17 protein-coding genes are annotated in these 20,504 nt (G+C 36.6%); 2 read left to right on the top strand and 15 right to left on the bottom strand.

The features are described from left to right. Positions 1-10: 10 nt before the first annotated feature. The 14 genes from DR017_RS13225 to pyrG form a co-directional block, all read right to left on the bottom strand. The gene (locus DR017_RS13225) at positions 11-1,045 is read right to left on the bottom strand and encodes a DUF445 domain-containing protein (protein ID WP_002678915.1); all 1,035 of its coding nucleotides are present in this window, start codon (positions 1,043-1,045) and stop codon (positions 11-13) included. Between the two features lie 59 nt (positions 1,046-1,104). After that, positions 1,105-1,452: a DUF2853 family protein gene (locus DR017_RS13220; RefSeq protein ID WP_002678808.1), complete on the bottom strand. Its 348-nt coding sequence runs from the start codon at positions 1,450-1,452 to the stop codon at positions 1,105-1,107. Positions 1,453-1,491: 39 nt separating this feature from the next. After that, on the bottom strand, positions 1,492-3,165 hold the full coding sequence (gene menD / locus DR017_RS13215) for a 2-succinyl-5-enolpyruvyl-6-hydroxy-3-cyclohexene-1-carboxylic-acid synthase (RefSeq protein ID WP_002678689.1): 1,674 nt from the start codon (positions 3,163-3,165) through the stop codon (positions 1,492-1,494). After that, positions 3,166-5,271, bottom strand: a complete 2,106-nt coding sequence (gene ppk1, locus DR017_RS13210) for a polyphosphate kinase 1 (protein WP_002678913.1) — start codon at positions 5,269-5,271, stop codon at positions 3,166-3,168. A gap of 1 nt (position 5,272) precedes the next feature. Further along, the gene (locus DR017_RS13205; protein ID WP_002678740.1) at positions 5,273-6,547 is read right to left on the bottom strand and encodes an ABC transporter permease; all 1,275 of its coding nucleotides are present in this window, start codon (positions 6,545-6,547) and stop codon (positions 5,273-5,275) included. A 23-nt stretch (positions 6,548-6,570) separates the two neighbouring features. After that, positions 6,571-7,500, bottom strand: a complete 930-nt coding sequence (locus tag DR017_RS13200) for an ABC transporter ATP-binding protein (protein ID WP_002678887.1) — start codon at positions 7,498-7,500, stop codon at positions 6,571-6,573. Positions 7,501-7,665: 165 nt separating this feature from the next. Beyond that, positions 7,666-9,420, bottom strand: coding sequence for a 30S ribosomal protein S1 (rpsA, locus tag DR017_RS13195; RefSeq protein WP_002678834.1), 1,755 nt, complete (start codon positions 9,418-9,420; stop codon positions 7,666-7,668). A 206-nt stretch (positions 9,421-9,626) separates the two neighbouring features. Next, on the bottom strand, positions 9,627-10,466 hold the full coding sequence (locus DR017_RS13190; RefSeq protein WP_002678672.1) for a leucine-rich repeat protein: 840 nt from the start codon (positions 10,464-10,466) through the stop codon (positions 9,627-9,629). A gap of 78 nt (positions 10,467-10,544) precedes the next feature. Further along, entirely contained in the window at positions 10,545-11,084 is a 540-nt protein-coding gene (locus DR017_RS13185) for a DUF4136 domain-containing protein (RefSeq protein ID WP_002678727.1), read from the bottom strand. Positions 11,085-11,260: 176 nt separating this feature from the next. Then, the gene (locus DR017_RS13180; protein WP_002678700.1) at positions 11,261-11,611 is read right to left on the bottom strand and encodes a heavy-metal-associated domain-containing protein; all 351 of its coding nucleotides are present in this window, start codon (positions 11,609-11,611) and stop codon (positions 11,261-11,263) included. A 1-nt stretch (position 11,612) separates the two neighbouring features. Further along, a complete protein-coding gene (locus DR017_RS13175) occupies positions 11,613-13,868 on the bottom strand; it encodes a TonB-dependent receptor (protein ID WP_002678822.1) in 2,256 nt (751 codons plus the stop codon). A 71-nt stretch (positions 13,869-13,939) separates the two neighbouring features. Continuing rightward, positions 13,940-14,401, bottom strand: coding sequence for an HYC_CC_PP family protein (locus DR017_RS13170; RefSeq protein WP_002678836.1), 462 nt, complete (start codon positions 14,399-14,401; stop codon positions 13,940-13,942). A 133-nt stretch (positions 14,402-14,534) separates the two neighbouring features. Continuing rightward, positions 14,535-16,364, bottom strand: a complete 1,830-nt coding sequence (gene yidC / locus DR017_RS13165) for a membrane protein insertase YidC (RefSeq protein WP_002678872.1) — start codon at positions 16,362-16,364, stop codon at positions 14,535-14,537. A 21-nt stretch (positions 16,365-16,385) separates the two neighbouring features. Next, positions 16,386-18,005 carry a CTP synthase gene (gene pyrG, locus DR017_RS13160; protein WP_002678673.1) on the bottom strand — a complete coding sequence of 540 codons (1,620 nt, stop codon included), beginning with the start codon at positions 18,003-18,005 and terminating at the stop codon, positions 16,386-16,388. Between the two features lie 180 nt (positions 18,006-18,185). On the opposite strand from pyrG, the gene DR017_RS13155 reads away from it, so the two are divergent. After that, positions 18,186-19,001, top strand: coding sequence for a M48 family metallopeptidase (locus tag DR017_RS13155; protein WP_040361010.1), 816 nt, complete (start codon positions 18,186-18,188; stop codon positions 18,999-19,001). 73 nt (positions 19,002-19,074) lie between these two features. Further along, positions 19,075-19,902 (top strand): purine-nucleoside phosphorylase, encoded by an 828-nt coding sequence (locus DR017_RS13150; protein ID WP_002678823.1) that lies wholly within the window; start codon positions 19,075-19,077, stop codon positions 19,900-19,902. 67 nt (positions 19,903-19,969) lie between these two features. Here DR017_RS13150 and DR017_RS13145 read toward each other — a convergent pair whose 3' ends face one another. Beyond that, positions 19,970-20,386: an acyl-CoA thioesterase gene (locus DR017_RS13145; protein WP_002678879.1), complete on the bottom strand. Its 417-nt coding sequence runs from the start codon at positions 20,384-20,386 to the stop codon at positions 19,970-19,972. Between the last annotated feature and the right edge of the window lie 118 nt (positions 20,387-20,504).

The following is a 20,504-nucleotide window of genomic DNA, read 5'->3' as shown; positions in this document are numbered from 1 at the left end:
ATATTATCTTTTAGAATAATTGAGTGATGGCGTAAATAGCCAAACCGACTAAACCACCTACCAAAGTACCATTGATACGGATAAATTGGAGGTCTTTACCTACTTCTAATTCAAGTTTTTCGCTCAATTCACGTCCTTCCCAATTCTCTACCGTATGACTGATGAGTTTTCCGACTTCCTCTTTGTTTTTTAGCACAAATTGATAGGCAGTTTTCTGTGCCCAAATGTCTATTTGGTATTGTAAAACAGTGTTGTGTTGCAGTTCATCAGTAAGTTGTTCAACTCCTTTTTGCAAGAGTTTTGTAAGTTGTAATTCTCCTTCAGGGGCATTGAGTTTTTCAGCAAATTCATATAATTGTGCTGTAATTTCAGCCCTGATAGGGTGAGTTTTATCTTGTGAAGTTTTTAAAGCTAATAAGTAAAGTCCATTGGCAACTTTTTTAGCAACTTTGTTTTTTACAAATGAAGGAGTAAGAGAAGAAAACTGTTCTTTGATTTCTTGATGTATGAGTTCTTCATTTTCAAAGAGATATGTGGCTATTTTTTCAAAAAATTGTTGGAGAAATTCTTGGTGTTTATTCTCATCTAAAAACGAAATCAGAGCTTCACTTACTTTTTTATTGAGAGGAATGTCCTTTACAAAAGATTTAATCTTAGTTAGTGTACTTTCTTTTGAAAGTTGCTCTATTATAAAGGTAGAGACTTTAATATTGGTAATGTAAGGACGTATTTGTTTAGGTTTCAAAAAGTTCTCTACTACAAAATCACCTAAGTTTTCACCTATATCATTTTTTCGTTCCTCAATGAGGTTAGTATGAGGAATGTTTAATCCTAAAGGCTTGTGAAAGAGAGCTGTAACTGCAAACCAATCGGCAAGTGCTCCTACCATAGCAGCTTCAGAAAAAGCCTTTATATAACCTATAAAAGTGAGTTCAAGAGCTTTTTTATGAGCTATTACCATTACTATATAAATGACGAGCATCAAAACAAAGAGTCCTGTAGCTATATTTTTGTGGTGTTGTAGTTTTCTTTTTTTATTCTCCATTTATTACTTGTTATCTGATAAAAAAGGCTGTTCATCCATTGAGCAGCCTTTTTTGATTTTTATTTGTTGTAAACGCTTTCTTTTTTGAAGTGTTTAGCCAACAGATAATACACAACTGCACGGTACTTGCTTTTGTTAGATTTGCCGTATTTTTCGAGTACAGCATCAATAGCCTTATCTAACTCAGGACCATCTTTTAAGCCTAATTTTTTGATTAGGAAGTTTTGTTTTACACGGTCTAACTCAGTTTGGTCAGAGCCAGATACTTTAGAAGCATCATTGTTGTAAATACAAGGTCCTAAACCTACCGTTACTTTTGTTAAGAACTCTACATCTGGGTTCTTTTCACCACATTTTTCTTTTAAATCTTGGGTGTACACAGCGATTAAATCATCACGTTTACTCATAATTTTTTATATTTAAAATTATTAATGCGGTAAAAGTAGTTATTTTTTTATAAACTCAAAATATTTTAACAAAACTTTATCATTTATTTTTCGTGGTGTATGTACTTCTAATAGCTTTGGTACGTCGGATTTTTCGTAAAATTCACCTATTTTCCTCTGTAAATCAGTAAGATTAGTAGCTGACTGATAATTTATGTTGTACATTTTACAAAAATGCTCAGCTGTGAGTTTGTGAGGTGTCTCAAAAAAATATTCAAAGTTAGAATCGGTTTTATCACCTGGTAGTATTCTAAAGATACCTCCTCCTTGATTGTTAAGGAGAATCACTCTGAAGTTTTGTGGAATATATTTGTTCCAAAGAGCATTACTATCGTAGAAAAAACTTAAATCACCCGTGATAAAAACAGTAGGCGATGCACTCCCAACAGCAGCTCCAATAGCAGTGCTCATACTACCATCAATACCGCTGGTACCTCGATTGCAAAATACTTTCCAAGAAGGATGTGCTTTCATCAGTTGGGCATATCTGATTGCTGAACTATTACTTATCTGCACGATATGATCATTAGGAATATTGTTGAACACCTCATTGTAGACTTTGAAATCGGAGAAAGGAATTTGGTTAATATACTCCAAATGAATTTGCTGTATTTCATTTTTTATCTCTAACCACTGTTGTTGATAAGTAGAAGATACATTAATTAAATTAGGTGTTACCTCTCTCAAAAAAGTATTGATGTCCGCTTTAAAATGAGCTGTTAAACAGAAATATGAATTATAATCTTTGTGTAAATCTACATTATAGTGATAGGTAGGTTGATAAGAACGCAAGAACTGTTTTATCTTTTTGGAAACTACCAGACCACCAAAAGTAAGTAACAGATCAGGGTGTAAGGATTCTTTTAGAGTAGGGTCTTTTTCAGTATAAGTGAGCAATTTATCGATATAAGGAATAAAATGCGAATGGTGCAAGTTTGATGTAGTTTCAGTGAGTACTACTACGGAGGGGTCTTTGGCAAGCCATTCAACATATTGAGATTCTACACTATTGGGTGTTAATACTCCTACTAATACCATTTTTTTAGCCGAAGAGTTCCAATGTTTCACAAAATTAGTGGCTTTATCCTTATTAATAATAGGATTTTTGATTTCTGCAACGATGTTCTCAAAAGGATACTGTTCTTCGGTAGTGAGGTATAAGGGTTCTTCAAAAGGCACATTGATATGTACTGGTAATTGCTCCTCTATAGCTGTATTCAACGCTCTGTTTAGTTCATAAAAATTGCTTTTATCACTATGTGTTTCATCTGATAGATTGGCATTGTAGGCACTGTGGTTTGCTAGTACATTCACCTGACGTATGGTTTGTCCGTCACCTATATCTATTTTGCTTGATGGGCGGTCGGCAGAGATAACTACCAAAGGGATATTACTGTAAAAAGCCTCTGAAAAAGCAGGGTAGTAATTGAGTAAAGCAGATCCTGAAGTACATACTACTGCCACAGGCTCACGCCGTTGTTGGGCAATGCCTAAGGCAAAGAAAGCGGCGCAACGCTCATCAACAATACTATAACAGCTAAAATAAGGATTATTGGCAAAACCAATGGTTAAAGGGGCATTACGCGACCCTGGAGAGATGACAATGTGTTTTATTTGTTTGGCTTTACAGGCTTCTATTACGTGTTGAGCTAGTTTAATTTGTGGTCTTTTCATCTATTCAGTGAGCTTGTTTTTATGCTGATAATACTCATATAGGGCTACTTGAGAGCGCAAGGCAGGAGTGGTGTGAGGACGATAAGTATTGTCTTGCGCTTTGTTGATGATACGCGCCTTTACATTATCAGCCCAACTTATTTCAAAGGTATCTATCAACTCTTGCTGTATGGTTTTATCGTAAATAGGACAACCTACTTCTACTCTGAAAGAAATATTGCGCGTCATCCAATCGGCTGAGGAGATATATACTTTAGGTGTACCTCCATTGCCAAAGATAAACAAACGTGGGTGTTCTAAGAACTTATCGACGATACTGATTACCTCAATATTCTCACTCATTCCTTCAATACCAGGTACTAAGCAACAAATGCCGCGTACAATCATTTGTATTTTTACTCCTGCACGGCTGGCTTCATATAGTTTATCAATCATCTTGTAGCTGGTGATATTGTTCATCTTTAGCTTGATATACGCCTCTTTACCCGCTTTAGCATTCTTGATTTCCTCGTCTATCAGATGTTTAAGTTGCTTTTTTGTATAGTGAGGAGAGACTATTAGATGCTTGAATTTTTGCACATTATAGTTGGTATCAAAGAAGTTGAACACTTTGTTTACCTCTTTGAGAATCTCTTGATTTGCAGTAAACAGTGTGTAATCAGTATAGATTTTAGCTGTACTTTCGTTGAAGTTACCCGTACTGATAAAACCATAACGTTTTAGTTCTTTACCTTCTTTGCGTTCAATTACGCATATTTTACTATGCACTTTGAGTCCGCGTACGCCAAAAATGAGTTTTACACCTTCTGCTTTTAGTTGTTCAGCATATCGTATATTTGATTCCTCATCAAAGCGTGCTTGTAACTCTATCTGTACAGTTACTTGTTTGCCGTTTTTCACCGCATTGATGAGTGAATTGACAACTTGTGAGTTTTTTGCCAAACGATAAATGGTTATTTTTACCGACTTCACTTTGGGGTCAAGAGCAGCTTCTCTCAAAAACCATATAATGTTAGAAAAAGTATGGTAAGGAGTATATTGCAAATAGTCCTTTTCAGCAATTTTTTTTAATAAACTCTCATCGGAAGTAAGTCCTTGTACAGGTAGAGATTGTATGGGAGGATAGGTTAAATCCTTACGACCTAAGCTGGGAAAGCTCATAAAATCACGGCGGTTGTGGTAACGCCCTCCAGGTATTACACTATCTGTTTTTACAATTCCCATTTTCTCGAATAAGAATTGCAAGGTATCCTTATCAATCATTTTGTCATATACAAAACGCACAGGTTCCCCTTTGCGTCGATCTTCCACACTAGTAGATATTTTTTCGATAAAACTTTTGCTCAAATCATCATCAATGTCCAATTCGGCATCACGGGTGATTTTTATCATATTAGCTGTAAGCGATTCGTAATTGAAGATGTTGAATATTTTATGTAAACAGAAACGAATTACATCGTCCAGCATAATGATATAGTGTTTGTCACCTATCTGAGGTAGCTCTATAAAACGGTCGAGGGTAGTAGGTAACTCAATCAGTGCATATTGTATTTTTTCTTTATAAACACGTGATGAAAAGAACTTTTCTATACCTGATGCTTTTTCGTCCTCTTCCTTTAGTGTCATTTTAACTGCTAAATACGCTACATCATCTTTCAGTTGAGGAAACATTTCCAAATCGTTGAGGATAATAGTAAAGAGAGCAGGGCGTACTTTATTGTAGAAATATGTATTTACAAAAGATTCGTGCTCGGGTAACAAGGTCTTTTCATCTACTATAAAAATCTGTTCTTTCTCCAATTCTTTGGTGATAGAGGCAATGATTTTCAAACTTTGATCTTGCAGAAGTATTACCTCTTTAGTAATTTCTTCTAAAAGTTCTTTAGCGTGTACTCCCAATTCTTTGTCGGAGGTTTCATTCATTGCAACACGTTTCACTGTAGCGTAACGCACTTTGAAGAACTCATCTAAGTTGTTAGAAAAAATACCCGCGAAGCGCAAGCGTTCCAATAGAGGCACGCGTTCATCGGCTGCCTCCTGAAGTACGCGTGCATTGAATTTGAGCCAACTCAATTCGCGGTTGATATATTGATTTTCTGTTTTCATTTTATTTCATTTTAAGCCATTTCCACAGTTCTTTATAAGTAGGTTTTTTACCATACATCAAGATACCAATGCGGTATATTTTGGCTGCCAATTTGATGATTCCGAAGAAAGAAAGATACAGAATAACAAGAGAGATTGCTACTTCCCACCACGCTACCCCAAACGGTATGCGCATTAACATTACTATGGGTGAAGTGAAGGGAATGTACGAAAATACTACTGAAATGGTGCCGTGGGGCTCTTCGATTACAGAGAACATTCCTACATAGAAGCCTAATATTAAAGGGATTAATATAGGCATCATAAACTGCTGAGTATCGGTTTCGTTATCAACCATTGCGCCAATCATTGCATAAAGTGAACTATATAGCAAGTAGCCTCCTATGAAGAACAAGAGGAAGACTATAAAGGTTTCGGCAAAAGGGAAATGGTATAAAGAATTTACTATATTGTTGATATCCGATAAGTTACCTGCTCCTTGTACTGCTTGTGTAGAAGTATTTACATCAAAAAAAGAAGGAGCTAATGCTAACAATATTCCTCCTATAGCAACCCATATTACAAATTGAGTGATGCCCGCTAACGAAGTACCTAAAATCTTTCCTAACATCAATTCAAAAGGTTTGACAGATGAAATGATAATTTCTATAATTCGATTGGTTTTTTCCTCTATTACGCTGCGCATAATCATATTGCCATAGATGATGATAAACATAAAAATTAGATAACCAGCAATTCCTCCAATGCTTATTTTCATCAGGCTATCGAACTCAGAGCTCTTTTCCCCCGTGAAATTCTGTAACTCGATATCAATATGAGCTTTAGCTGAGTCTATTTCCTTTTTATCAATTCCTTTTTGAGTGAGATTATGTTGGAAAAGAGTGCGTTCTATTGCAGCTGTCATCTCATTAGTAAGTGATAAGGAGGGGGATTCTTCACTATAGAAAGCTATATTTTTGTCACCTTTAGCAGGAATGTATAACAATCCATATTGACCTTTTTCTAATACATTAGCTTTGGCATCTTTGAGTGAAATATTATTGAGATATTGAAACTGAGTTGTCTCGGTATTCTCAAAAGTATTAGCATAGAGTCCGCTTTCATCTACAATCACAATATCCTTAGCCTTGCTCTTTCGGTTCATATCACTTAAAAAGCCAATGATAAAAGCAAACAAAACGAATATAAGTGGACTTACGAACGTCATTATCACAAATGACCTATTACGTATTTTATTTAAGTATTCTCTTTGAATAATAATTCCTAAATGTTTCATAATATGAGCCTCACGGGCAGTTTTTAGTTTGACAATTTATTAATGGTTGAGATAAAAATCTCATCAACGGTAGGGATAGCCTCTACAAAATGAGTTACCTCGGCACGAGTTGTAAGGTATTGCAACAAATCGTTAGCGGTTTGTCCTTCTTTTTGCTTGATATGCAGTTTTAATTCGTCGTACAATGTTTTGAAATGCGCTTCACTTAGTTCAAAATGCATTTTCAGTTCGTTTAAGAGAGCAGGTTTCTGGTCTTCAGGCAATTTTAAACCTACTTCGTAAGAATTGTTTTTATAAGCACGTTTGATATCAATAAGTTTACCATCTAATATTTTACGTGATTTATTGATGAGTGCAATATGATCACACAATTCCTCTACCGATTCCATTCGGTGAGTAGAGAAGATAATGGTAGCACCTTGGTCACGCAAGTAGAGAATTTCGTCCTTGATAATATTGGCATTGATAGGGTCGAACCCGCTAAAAGGCTCATCAAATATCAATAGTTTGGGGTTGTGGAGTACAGTTACTAAAAACTGTATTTTTTGAGCCATCCCTTTGGAGAGTTCTTGTACTTTTTTGTTCCACCAGTCGCCAATATCGAGGCGGTTGAACCAAAATTTAAGTCGTTCCTTAGCTTCAGCTTTGCTCAATCCTTTGAGTTGTGCTAAATACAAGGCTTGTTCGCCCACTTTCATCGATTTATACAAACCGCGTTCTTCGGGCAAATAGCCTATTTGAGCTGTATGCTTGGGTTGCAAAGGTTCACCGTCAAAAAAAACTTGTCCTGCATCGGGCAGTACAATTTGGTTGATGATACGTATAAGAGAAGTTTTTCCTGCCCCATTTGGCCCGAGCAATCCAAAGATGCTGCCTTTAGAGATGTGTAGCGATACATCGTTGAGTGCGGTGTAGTTGCTGTATTGTTTACTGATATTTTCTATTCTAAGCATTTTGATAAACGGTTCGTGATAAAATGATTAATGATTAGTTTTCAGAGGGCAAAGATAAAATAATTCAAAAAGAAAAGCAAGTATATAGAATAAAAAAAGTCGTTACTTCCCAGCAACGACTTTTCCTCATTAAAACAAAAAATTATGAAAAAAACTAAATTACTTCTATTTTTCCATCTTGTCTTTCAACTCTTGTAATACTTCAAGGTCTCCAAGGGTTGATTTTTCAACAGTAGATGAATTGGTGCTTACAGCAGCTTCTTTAGCTATTTTTTCTTCTTCTTCTTTGAAGATAGCGGTGTGAGAAGCTACTACACGTTTAAATTCTTTGTTGAACTCAATTACTTTGAACTCAGCAGTATCTCCCTTGCCTAATTTTTTTCCGTCTTCTTTTTCTAAGTGACGTGAAGGAACAAAGGCTAAAATATCGTCGTTGAAAGGAACGGTAGCACCTTTATCTACCATTTTAGAAATGGTACCAGTGTGTACAGTACCTACGGCAAATTCAGCTTCGTATTTGTCCCAAGGGTTAGGAGTGGTTTGTTTGTGACCTAATGACAACTTGTGTCCTTCAGCATCCAATTCGAGTACTACTACTTCAATTTTATCACCAGAGTTTACAAATTCTGATGGGTGTTTGATTTTCTTAGTCCAAGAAAGGTCGGTGATGTGGATAAGACCATCAATACCTTCTTCGAGTTCTACGAATACACCAAAGTTAGTGAAGTTACGAACAGTACCTGTGTGTTTAGAACCTACTGGATATTTTTCAGTGATGTTGATCCAAGGGTCTGGGGTAAGTTGTTTGATACCCAAAGACATTTTGCGCTCGTTGCGGTCGAGAGTTAAGATAACAGCCTCTACTTCGTCACCGAGTTTTACGAAATCTTGAGCAGAACGCAAGTGAGTACTCCAAGACATTTCAGAAACGTGGATAAGACCTTCAACGCCATCAGCGATTTCTACAAAAGCACCATAATCGGCAATAACAACAACTTTACCTTTTACTTTATCACCCACTTTAAGATCGTCGGCTAAAGCATCCCAAGGATGTTTGCTAAGCTGTTTCAAGCCTAATTGGATACGAGATTTGTTGTCGTCGAAATCGAGGATAACTACGTTCAATTTTTGATCTACAGAAACCACTTCGCTTGGGTGGTTGATACGAGCCCAAGAAAGGTCGGTGATGTGAATCAATCCATCTACGCCACCAAGGTCTACAAATACGCCATAAGAAGTGATGTTTTTCACAACACCTTCGAGTACTTGACCTTTTTCGAGTTGGCTGATGATTTCTTTCTTTTGTTCTTCGATATCTGCTTCGATGAGCGCTTTGTGAGAAACCACTACGTTTTTGAACTCGTGATTTACTTTCACAATCTTGAATTCCATTGTTTTGTTTACGAATTGCTCGTAATCGCGAATAGGTTTCACATCGATTTGTGAACCAGGGAGGAATGCTTCGATGCCAAATACATCTACAATCATACCGCCTTTGGTACGGCTTTTTACAAAACCATTTACGATTTCGCCGTTTTCGTGTGCTAAATTGATTCTATCCCAAGCCTTAAGCGTACGTGCTTTGCGGTGAGAAAGTACTAACTGACCGTTTTTATCTTCGCGGATATCAATAAGTACTTCTACTTTGTCACCTACTTTGAGGTTAGGGTTGTAGCGGAACTCGTTGAGAGAGATAACGCCTTCAGATTTAGCGTTGATGTCGATAATTGCTTCTCTGTCGGTAATACGAGTTACAACACCTTCTACTACTTCATTGTCTTGAGTGTCAACGAAATTGTTTTTAACCAATTCTTCGAAGTTTTTTAATTGGTCTTCTTGTACGCTGTCAATACCTTCTTGGTATTTTTCCCAGTTGAAGTTTTGTAAAAATTCTTCTGGATTTTGAGTGTTTTCAGCCATTTGCTGATGATAAAATTTGTATTTCCTGATAGTAATTAGAGTATTATAGGGGATTACTATAGGAAAGAGTTAAACTTAATTGATAAAATAAATACTCTATCTCCCCTAAAATCGTGGCAAATGTAGTGATAATCTTCTAAATAGCCAAAAGTTTTTGTAAAAATATTTCTGTGTATTTTTTCACATCGCTGATAATCAGTGTGTTTTTATTTTATAAGGTATGCGTATTTTTTCCAATTTTCATTGTTGCGATACAAACTTATATCACTTGTGGCAACATAAATAGCTTGTAATTTTTCATCATTGTAGGAAAAATCGCCTTCTAATCGTGGGGGTATTTCACTTTCAATACTTATAGACTCAATACAATTTTTACCAAAGAGGAATTCACCTATAAAACTCACACGACTTGGGAAGCTAACGTGGCGCAATTGTTCACAATCTTCAAAGGCGGCTTTTTGTATGGTAGTGAGTTGTCCATTGAAGTTTATTTTGCTGAGTTTGTTGCAATTGTAGAAAGCATCTCTGCCTATGGTTGTAACATTTCTCAAAATGGGGTCGGCTTGCATATCTATAGCAGTAACTTGAGTATCAAACCATTTTAATAAAGTTTTACCATCCTCACTGAGGAGATATTGTTGGGTAATTTTCTTCTCGGTATGAATAGATGGAGTTGCTTGTATAGGAGAAAATATAATGGGTGGAGGGGTAGTTGTAGAAGGATTGTTGAAAAATGTGTTATTTACACGTTTTTTAGGATCTTCACCATACACATTTTCCCCTACATTCCCTTCTTTAAATAATAAAAGAAAAGGGTTATATAAAGGGATCAAAGATAGCCACCCACTTTCACCTATATCGTGGCTACGCTTTGCTGATTGTGCAAAATAGAAGATGAAAATAGGAATAAAAAAGATTATTGAAAATGAACGATTAAAATTGAACACTTCATCTAAAAAATTGAAAATTATATAGAAAATAATAAAGGATAGTCCAAATTCAGTACGTCTGATACGTCCATCAAAAGAAAAAGGTTTTTTAAACATAGGTTATAAATTACGAATTACTATATGAAAAATAAAAACTTTGTCGGGGTCATTAGACTCTGACAAAGTTAGTGATTGTTATTTTTTATCTGCTGAAGGTGGATATTTTTCTAATATCTTGTTTACAAAATTTTTGATAGCTTCTTCCTTCTTATCCATTGATTGTGGCAAATACCCCGTGCCTTTTCCTTGCCATACCAATTCACGCTTCTTCGCATCTATAATCTCAATGTAAAGAGTACCTTCTGTATTTCGACTTACATTATAAGTGGCTCCTCCCCAAAATGGACCCCAACTCATTCCCCAGCCCCAGTAATACGGACTATTGTCATACACATCTACATTCTCCCGATCTCGAGTGAATATGTTTACTAAAAAATCAGGGTTCTCAGAAAGTGTTAGCCCTTTAGTAGTAAGATTTTGCTCTATAGCACGTAAAATACGTTTCTTATCCAAGTCGGATATTTGTACTTTATCAATACCTTCTTTAAAAAAAGCAAAAGATTTCATCGCTGAAAAATCGGCTTGACGATCATAATCAGTAGCTACATAAATACTTGCACAAGAACTAAGCCCCAAAGCTACTGCTAACATTAGTAGAATAGTTATCTTTTTCATTTTGTTGTGATTTAGTGTTTCTTTCTTAACAGCAAAATCTATACCGAAATGAGGCTATCTAAAAAAGTGATGTTGTAGGAGTGATTTATAAATCCCCTCTACAACATCACTAAAAATGTCTGATTATCAGTATACCGCAATCATACTTTCAAAGTTTTTTTTAGACTCCCTATATTTTAAGGTAATCTTTCGTATAAACAGCAGTGGTGTAAGTTTTTGTACACTTCATCGTCAGCGCGTTCTTTGCCAGCGTCGTGTCCTACTTTGGCAATAGCTTTCTGCACATCGCTTTCACTGCATTTGCGCTCGTCGAAAATAAGGGTCATATTGCCACTCTTGATATTCCAATTAGCGCTCTTTACGCCCTTTACGCTATAAGCCGCTTTTTCTATACGCGCCTTACACTGTTCACAGTTGCCTCCTACAGCAAACTCTACTTTCTTACTTTTGTTAGGTGCTTGTTGTGCACTTGCGATAGTGAGCCCAAAAAAACTCAAAGCTATCCATAATAAAATACGTGTTTTCATTTTATAATAATTTAAATCTTAATCCTGCATAATACATCTGTCCAAAGGCAGGAGCGTACTGCATTGTACTATCAAAATATGCGCCAAAAGGATTGTTGGCTGCCAAAATACCATTCTCTTGTTTATAATTGGTGATGTTTTCACCTCCTATATATACCTCAAATGTCTTAGAAAATACTTTGGTGATTTGAGCATTGAGTGTAGCAAATGATGGCGCATAATCGTCTAACCTATAGGCTATAGGGTTCGTAGCGGTTGTAGGCAAACGTTGTTCTCCCAACCAGTTGAAGGTTACATCAAACTTCCATTGAGAATGTTTGTTCTCGTTGCGCTCAGGAGTCTCGTAAGCTACATTGGCAAACCAGCGATGCTTTGGGGTAAGGGTCTTCTCCATCTGTCCTTTAGTAAACTGCGTTTGCACATCATAATACTTATAGGCAGCCTTGAAGTCCAACCCTTTGGCAGGAGTAATACTAAATTCTGCTTGTAGAGAGTTCGCAAAACTATTCCCATTGAGGTTGTAAAACAAGGCTTGTTGGGGTGAGTTATCCAAATCTACTACTACTTGATTATCAAAATCTGTACGGTAGAAATCTACTGAAAGCTCTGCACTTTTACCTAATATTTTAAATGCTTGCAAAAAGCTCACTCCGTAGTTCCAAGCAATTTCGGGATTCAATCCATAGAGCTTCCCTCCATCACCTCCTATAATAGCAAGCTTGCGTGCGGATGCCAAGAGTTGTTGGTTCTCTGCTATCACATTAGCAGCGCGTTTGCCTCGCCCTGCCGATACTCTGAAAGTCGCTTGTTTCCAAGGATTATAACGCACATGCAAACGTGGCGTAATGAAGTTTCCTAAATGATTATGACTATCAGCGCGTACTCCTGCCACAAAACTGAAGTTACTCAAATTGTCATAAGTATATTCAAAGAAGGCACCTATGGAGCGATCTACACGTGAGAAATCTCCCGCAAGAGCCGAAGTAGTGAGCACCTCATTATAATCGTCATAAGTTCCATTGAGTCCTGTGGCAAATTTGTGTTTGGTATCGGTGATGATAGAATTGTATATCAAATTACCATACCAACTCTTTTGCTGTATATCATAGCGGTTCAACCCAAAATAAGAATCTTGACGATGCGACTGAAAAGAGTTCTGCAACCCTATACTCTTATAAGGTGTGTCAGGAAATACATACCCTATTTTATTAGATGCACTAAAGCGCTCGGAGTTTACTTCACTGCCCCATGCATTGGTAGTTCCTTTGTCCGTTAGCCGATTAAAACGCAACTCTCCTGCTTGGCGCTCATCTTTCATATAGTGGAGATTCAAAAAACCTACCCACCCTTTTTCTGCATTCGCATACTGCCAACGATTCAACAAGTTGATTTGATTACCTATGGGGTTATCTATAAAACCATCGTGATTGTGGTCGGCTTTCTGCTGGCGTACATTGCCGTGTGCAAAAAGAGTAGTCGCCCACTTATCAGATAATTTTTGATTGGTATGAGCATTGAGTTCATAACGATTATCTTCTGAAGCATACAAGTTTAAGAAGAAAGGACGACTACTGATAGGCTTTTCTATCTCATAGTTGATTTGCCCCGAAATACTCTCATACCCATTAATCACACTCCCTGCTCCTTTGGTTATCTGGATGCTCTCAATCCACGTACCTGGTACAAATGAGAGTCCGTAGGCTTGCGAAGCGCCCCGCATTGTAGGGATATTCTCTTCTGCCATTAGTATGTACGGACTGGTTAACCCCAGCATCTTTATCTGTTTGTTACCCGTAACAGCATCCGAGAAGTTCACATCAATTGATGGGTTAGTAGAAAAACTCTCCGATAGGTTGCAACAAGCTGCTTTCAGTAATTCCCCACTACTCATTGTGTGCACATCAGCTACTTGCCATTGCGATTTCATCGTGTTAGCACGCTTCTGGCTTACTACCACCTCTTCCAAAGTCGCTTCTGGTTCCAATTGAATATGTAAAGACGCATTACCGCTTACTTTTACAGTTTTCTTTTTATAACCAATATAGCTTACTGCCAAAGTATTAGAAGCATCTGTGCGTTTCAGCGTGAAAGCTCCTTCATTATCAGTAGATACACCTATTTCAGTACCCTCCCAATACACATCTGCCCCTATAAGAGGTGCGTTGTTTTCGTCTACCACTTTCCCTTTGCTAAAATGTTGAGCAAAGACAGACAAGGGCAACAACAGCCCTATTAAAAAGATATATTTTTTGTACATTATTGTCTTGTTTTATTCAGTTTAGAAATTAGAATTTAAGGATTGGAAAACAGAGGTATATTTCTTACCTCTTATCTCTTACCTGAATAAAACACCCTCTGGCAGTATAATTCATAAAGAGGTGGCGCATTCAACTGCGTAAAGAAATCTCTCGTGATGGCTTTCTTTACAGTCTGAGGAATACTTACCACTTCCAAAGTAGGAAAAACCAAAGAACTTACTACAAAAGATTGTAGTTGCAGTTCCAACGCTTTTACTACTGAAGTACTATCAGAAATAGAAGATGATATAGCTGTATTGTCACAGCATTTTTTATGTGAAGATTCTGTTTTACTCTCATCACTATCGTCGTCCTCAGAAGCACAACAAGAGTCCATATCAGCACAATCACTTACTTCATCTACAGAAGAAGTGATATATTCTAAAGAAACTGACGATAAGTGGTCTTGACAATAATGAAAAGAAATAGCCCATCCTGAATTAGAGAACAAGATGAGTGTAGATAATAATATGTTGATAAATTTTCTTTTCATAGTTTGAAAACATTAGCAGCAAAAACTATACCATTATATAGTTTTATATAAAAACTTTGCCAAAGATCGTAGTGCAATAGCAATAGAGAACTTTGGCAAAGTGTATTCGTTTTTTAGTTGTTAAATCTATAGGCTAACGTTTATTTTGTTGAGCTTTGCGTTGCGCTTCAGCTTGTTCCATCATCTCACGCATTTTAGCTTGGAATTTACTTTCTTTTTTAGGTTTTTTCTTGTTTTCTTGTATTTGAGCGTGAATCTTCTTCTCATCTATAATCCAATACTTGATAGCTAACATAATACCTATAGTCAATAAGTTAGATATAAAATAGTACAAACTGAGTCCGCTGGCGTAGTTGTTGAAGAAGAACAACATCATTATAGGAGATAGATAGATGAGGAACTTCATATTAGGCACACCAGGTTGTTGAGGCTGTACAGTTTGAGCCATAGTCATCAATGAATAAATTAATATAGCGATAGAAGCTAACAAAGGGAATAAACTCACATGACTACCATAGAAAGGTATAGAGAAAGGGAGTTCGAAAATAGCGTCGTAAGATGACAAATCATGAGCCCATAAGAAACTTTTTTGCCTCAATCCAAATTCGGTAGGGAAGAAGTTGAAGAGCGCTAAGAACACAGGCAATTGTAAGAGGGCTGGGATACAACCACTGAGTGGATTTACTCCTGCTTTGCTATACAGAGCCATAGTTTCTTGTTGGCGTTTCATAGGCTCATCATATTTTTTGTTGATTTCGTCAATTTCAGGACGTAATACCTTCATTTTAGCTTGAGAAACATACGATTTATAAACGATAGGCGATAGCAATATACGTACGATAAAGGTCATCAATATAATTACTAATCCTACAGAAAAATAATCAGCAAGGAAATTGTAAAGAGGAATAAATAGCCATTTGTTCAACCAACCAAAGATACCCCAACCTAATGGTATGAGTTCAGTAAGTTCGTATTTATCGTTATATTGTTTGAGAACGTTGTAATCACTCGGTCCGAAATAGAAGTGTAATGATTCACTCAATTCTCCACTTTTAGCTTTTATAGGTAAAGAAGTAAGAAAGTTTTTAGTGTATTTTACTTCTTTTCCTTCATTTATAGCAATATTGTGAGAAATGAAATTTCCTTTCTCAAACGGATTGTCGGAGATAAGAACTGAAGTAAACAAGTGTTGTTTATAAGCTACCCAACTTACTTTTTCCTCTTTTTGTTCGTCGTTACCAGCTTGGCTCATACGATTGATACGGTCACCTTCATATTGTATAGCAGCTTGAGTGTAACGGTTTTCATAGGTTACACTTTTCTCCATACGGCGAGCTTGCAATTTCCAATCGATGTTCATAGGTTTAGAAGTGTTTACAGCTCCAGCTAAACCTTGAGAACGCACTACTAAGTCGAGCATATATCCCTCTTTAGGCAAGGTGTATACATATTCTAAATAAGTATTTTCGGAAGTTTTAAGCTTCATAGAAAGCACTTGGCTACCATTGTTTTCACTTAGGGTAGGCTCAAAATACAAATCTTTGGTGTTTAATTTTTTGTCTTGAGCAGTAGTAAAGTTAAGACTAAAAGTAGCATTCCAATCTTTTACTAAATAAACGGGCAAAGCATCATAAGTTTTGAATTCTTTGAGCAACACTTCTTTAGGCTGTCCACCGCGGTTACTGATAGTAAGTTTAAGGTCTTTATTTTCTAATACAGTTACCTCATTTTTAGCTGATGGTAAGGTAGTTGAATAGGCAAAGTTTCCTAAATCAGTAGGTTGAACAGTAGAAGTATTATTTTGAGTATTAGCAGCAGTTTTATTAGCTTGTTGTTCTTGTTGAGCTTTGTGCTTGGCTAATTCTTCTTGAGAAGGTTTATTATTGTTCATAAACCACATTAAGAGTATAAAAATTAAGGCAAAACCTATAATACTCTTTACATCGAATTTTCTTTCGTCCATATAATTGTTTTTATCTGTTGTTTAGTTCTTTTTAAGTTTATTGTTCAAAGCGGCTTTTACAAAAGCTACAAATAGTGGGTGAGGATTGGCAACAGTACTCTTGTATTCAGGGTGGTATTGTACCCCTACAAACCAAGGATGATTAGGTAATTCTACAACCTCTACTAAACCTGTATCGGGATTGATACCAGAGCATTGTAAGCCAGCTTTCTCAAGTTGTTCTTTGTAGTCGTTATTAAATTCATAGCGGTGACGGTGGCGTTCAGAAATATCTTTTTTACCATAGGCTTCATATATTTTGCTACCTTTAGTGAGTTCACAATCCCAAGCGCCCAAGCGCATAGTACCACCTTTGTGAGTAATTTCTTTTTGACTTTCCATTAAACTAATCACAGGGTAAGGTGTTTGTTCATTCATTTCGGTAGAGTTAGCATCTTTAAATCCTGCTACGTGACGTGCAAATTCAATAACTGCCATTTGCATTCCAAGACAAATACCCAAGAAAGGAATGTTATGCTTGCGCACATACTCAATAGCTTTTATTTTACCTTCAATACCACGACCGCCAAAACCGGGAGCGACGAGTACAGCATCTAAATGACCTAATTTAGCTTCAATATTCTCTTCGTTGAGATGTTCGGAATGAATACTCTCTACATCTACACGCACTTCGTTAGTAGCTCCAGCGTGTATAAAAGCTTCTAAAATAGATTTATAAGCATCTTGCAATTCTACATATTTACCTACTAAACCTATTTTTACGCGGTGTTTAGGGTTCTTGTAACGCTGTAAGAAAGTATTCCACTGGGTGAGATCAGGTTCGTTTTTACAAGGGAGGTCTAACTTCTTGAGTGCCACTTTATCCAATCCTTCTAAGAGCATTACATTAGGTACATCGTAGATTGTAGGTACATCAATAGATTGGATTACAGCCTCACGTTTTACATTACAGAAGAGCGCTAACTTATAACGAAGGTCATCGGAGAGTTCGTGCTCAGTACGACAAACTAATATATCGGCTTGGATACCACTTTCCATCAAGGTTTTTACACTGTGTTGTGTAGGTTTAGTTTTGAGTTCACCTGCAGCAGCGAGGTAAGGTACTAAAGTGAGATGTATCACGATACCATTATGCTCTCCTAAATCCCATAAAAGTTGACGTACAGACTCTATATAAGGCAAAGATTCTATATCACCCACTGTGCCTCCAATTTCTGTAACCACAATATCATATTCACCCGTTTTGCCAAGTATCTGAATACGTTCTTTAATTTCGTTGGTAATGTGAGGAATTACTTGTACTGTTTTGCCTAAGAACTCACCACGGCGTTCTTTTTCAATTACACTTTGGTAAACGCGTCCAGTAGTTACATTGTTTGCTTGAGAGGTGTGTACGTTTAGGAACCGTTCGTAATGACCTAAGTCGAGGTCAGTTTCAGCTCCGTCTTCAGTTACAAAACACTCGCCGTGTTCATAAGGGTTAAGAGTACCAGGGTCAACATTAATATAAGGGTCGAACTTTTGTATGGTTACCCTATAGCCACGAGCTTGCAAGAGTTTGGCAAGTGAAGCTGCAATGATGCCTTTTCCCAAAGAAGAGGTTACCCCTCCTGTTACAAATATATATTTGGTATTTGCCATTTCTATTTAATTTGCGCGCAAAGGTACGAATTAATTAACAATTAACAAGTAACAATGGACAAAAATTAGGGATTAGGAGATAGGGATAGAGAATTGAATAATTTACAATTTGTTAAATAATGTTAATTGATGATTGTCAGTTATTAATTATTTATTATCTTTGCCCTCAAATAAATTTTTATGAAGAAATTAATTTTAATCACATTACTTTTAATGATCTCTTCTTGTAAAACGAATCCTTTTACAGGGAAGAGTACCCTTAACTTTATGCCTAATAGCAAAGTTTTTCCAATGGCATTTAGTCAATATTCCACCTTTTTAAATTCAAATAAGGTGTTGAAAGGTACTAATGATGCTGCTATGGTAAAGCGAGTGGGCGAACGTATAGCCAAAGCAGCCAAATTATGGCTCGATACCAATGGTTATCAAGGTTATTTAGATGATTATCGCTGGGAGTACAACTTAGTAGATAGTCCTGAAGTAAACGCTTGGTGTATGCCAGGGGGCAAGATTGTAGTTTATACAGGGATTTTACCTGTAACAAAAACCGAAGCAGGTTTAGCTGTGGTTATGGGACACGAGGTCGCACACGCTTTAGCTGATCACGGTGCACAACGTATGAGTGCCTCTACCTTGCAGCAGATAGGAGCTATAGCAGGTTCTATAGCTTTACAAAACAGTAAATATGCCGCTTATACTGACCAGTTTATGCTGGCTTATGGCTTAGGTTCTAATTTAGGAGTGATGTTGCCTTTCAGCCGTTCTAATGAAACAGAGGCTGATGCTATAGGTATTCAAATTATGGCAATTGCGGGCTATGATCCTTCTGAAGCTCCTGAGTTATGGAAACGTATGGCAGCATTAAAAGGAGGTAAATCAACTAGTTCGTTACTTAGTACACACCCTTCTGATGATTCACGGATTAAAAATCTTACAGCCCTAGTACCTAAAGCAAGAGCAGAAGCGGCTAAATTTGGTGTTACTAATTTTCAATAATTAGTAAATTTATTAATTATTTCCATTTTTCCAAAGGTGGGCAATTTACAAAGTTGACAAATAAATAAAAAATATGCAACAAATTTACGACAAAATTAACGAGACGGCTCGCATCATACAGTCGTACATTACAGAACACACTCCAGAGTTTGCTATTATTTTAGGGTCTGGACTTCACAAATTAGAAGATGAAGTGGAAGTTATTTCGGAAATTAAATACAACAATATTCCCAACTTTCCTAAATCGACTGTAGCTGGACACAAAGGCAAACTTATCTATGGTAAAATAGAAAACCGTTATGTACTGATGATGGCAGGGCGTGTGCACTACTATGAAGGTTATACAATGCAAGAGGTAACTTTTCCGATACGTGTGTTTGCACAATTAGGAATTAAACGTCTCATCGTTTCTAATGCTTCGGGAGGAGTGAATCCTAATTTTTCTATAGGAGATGTAATGGTGATTCGCGATCATATCAATATGTTTCCAGAACACCCTTTGCGAGGTAAGAACTTAGACCAGTTTGGGGTGCGTTTTCCCGATATGAGCAAACCTTATAATCACGCTATGATAGCTGAATTAGAAAAAATAGCTAAAGAGCACAATATCAAACTTCAAAAAGGTGTGTATGTAGGGTTGCAAGGACCTTCGTTTGAAACGCCAGCCGAATATGGTATGGTGCGTATTTTAGGAGGTGATGCAGTAGGGATGAGTACTGTACCTGAAGTGATTGTAGCACGTCATCAAAATATGGAGGTGTGTGCCCTTTCAGTCATCACTGATTTAGGAGGTCCAGAAATTTCACCAGATGTATCACACGAAGAAGTACTCAATGCAGCTAATATAGCAATGCCTAATGTAATTCTTTTAGTGAAAAATCTCATTAAAAACTACAGATAGTCTTTAGCTTTTTAGTCGTTAGTCGTTAGTAATGAGATACTAACGACTAACGATTCATTATTAGTGACTAATTACTCATCTTCTCTTCAATCAGTTTTAATACCTTTTCAGGACAGCGCACTGGTCTAAAAGTTTTTGCATCTACAAATACTAATATGGTGTTAGCTGTGGAAAGTAACTCTCCTCTTTCATTAAAAATCTCATAATCAAACTCAATTTTTGTAGAGGGTAATTCTTTTAGTTTGGTGCGAATTGTAATCAACTCATCATATAGGGCTGGTTTTTTATATTGAATTTGCAAAGAAACTACAGGCATCATAACACCTTCTCCTTCTATTGCTTTATAGGTAAAACCAATAGAGCGCAACCACTCTACTCTTCCCAATTCGAGGTATTGAGGATAATTACCATAGTACACCACCCCCATTTGGTCGGTTTCTGCATAGCGAGTACGTAGTACATAATCAAAATATAATTCTTTCATAATTAGATAGATATAAACATTAACAAAAGATTAACATCGTTCCCTTATAAAATAAATTCAGAAAAACAAATGTTAAATATTTTTTTTATTCAAAAATTATTCACAATTTTGCTGACTG

The sequence above is a fragment of the Capnocytophaga sputigena genome (assembly GCF_900446695.1).
GTDB lineage: Bacteria > Bacteroidota > Bacteroidia > Flavobacteriales > Flavobacteriaceae > Capnocytophaga > Capnocytophaga sputigena.
Note: the sequence above shows the minus strand (reverse complement) of the source record. Positions and strands in the feature narration are given on the sequence as shown.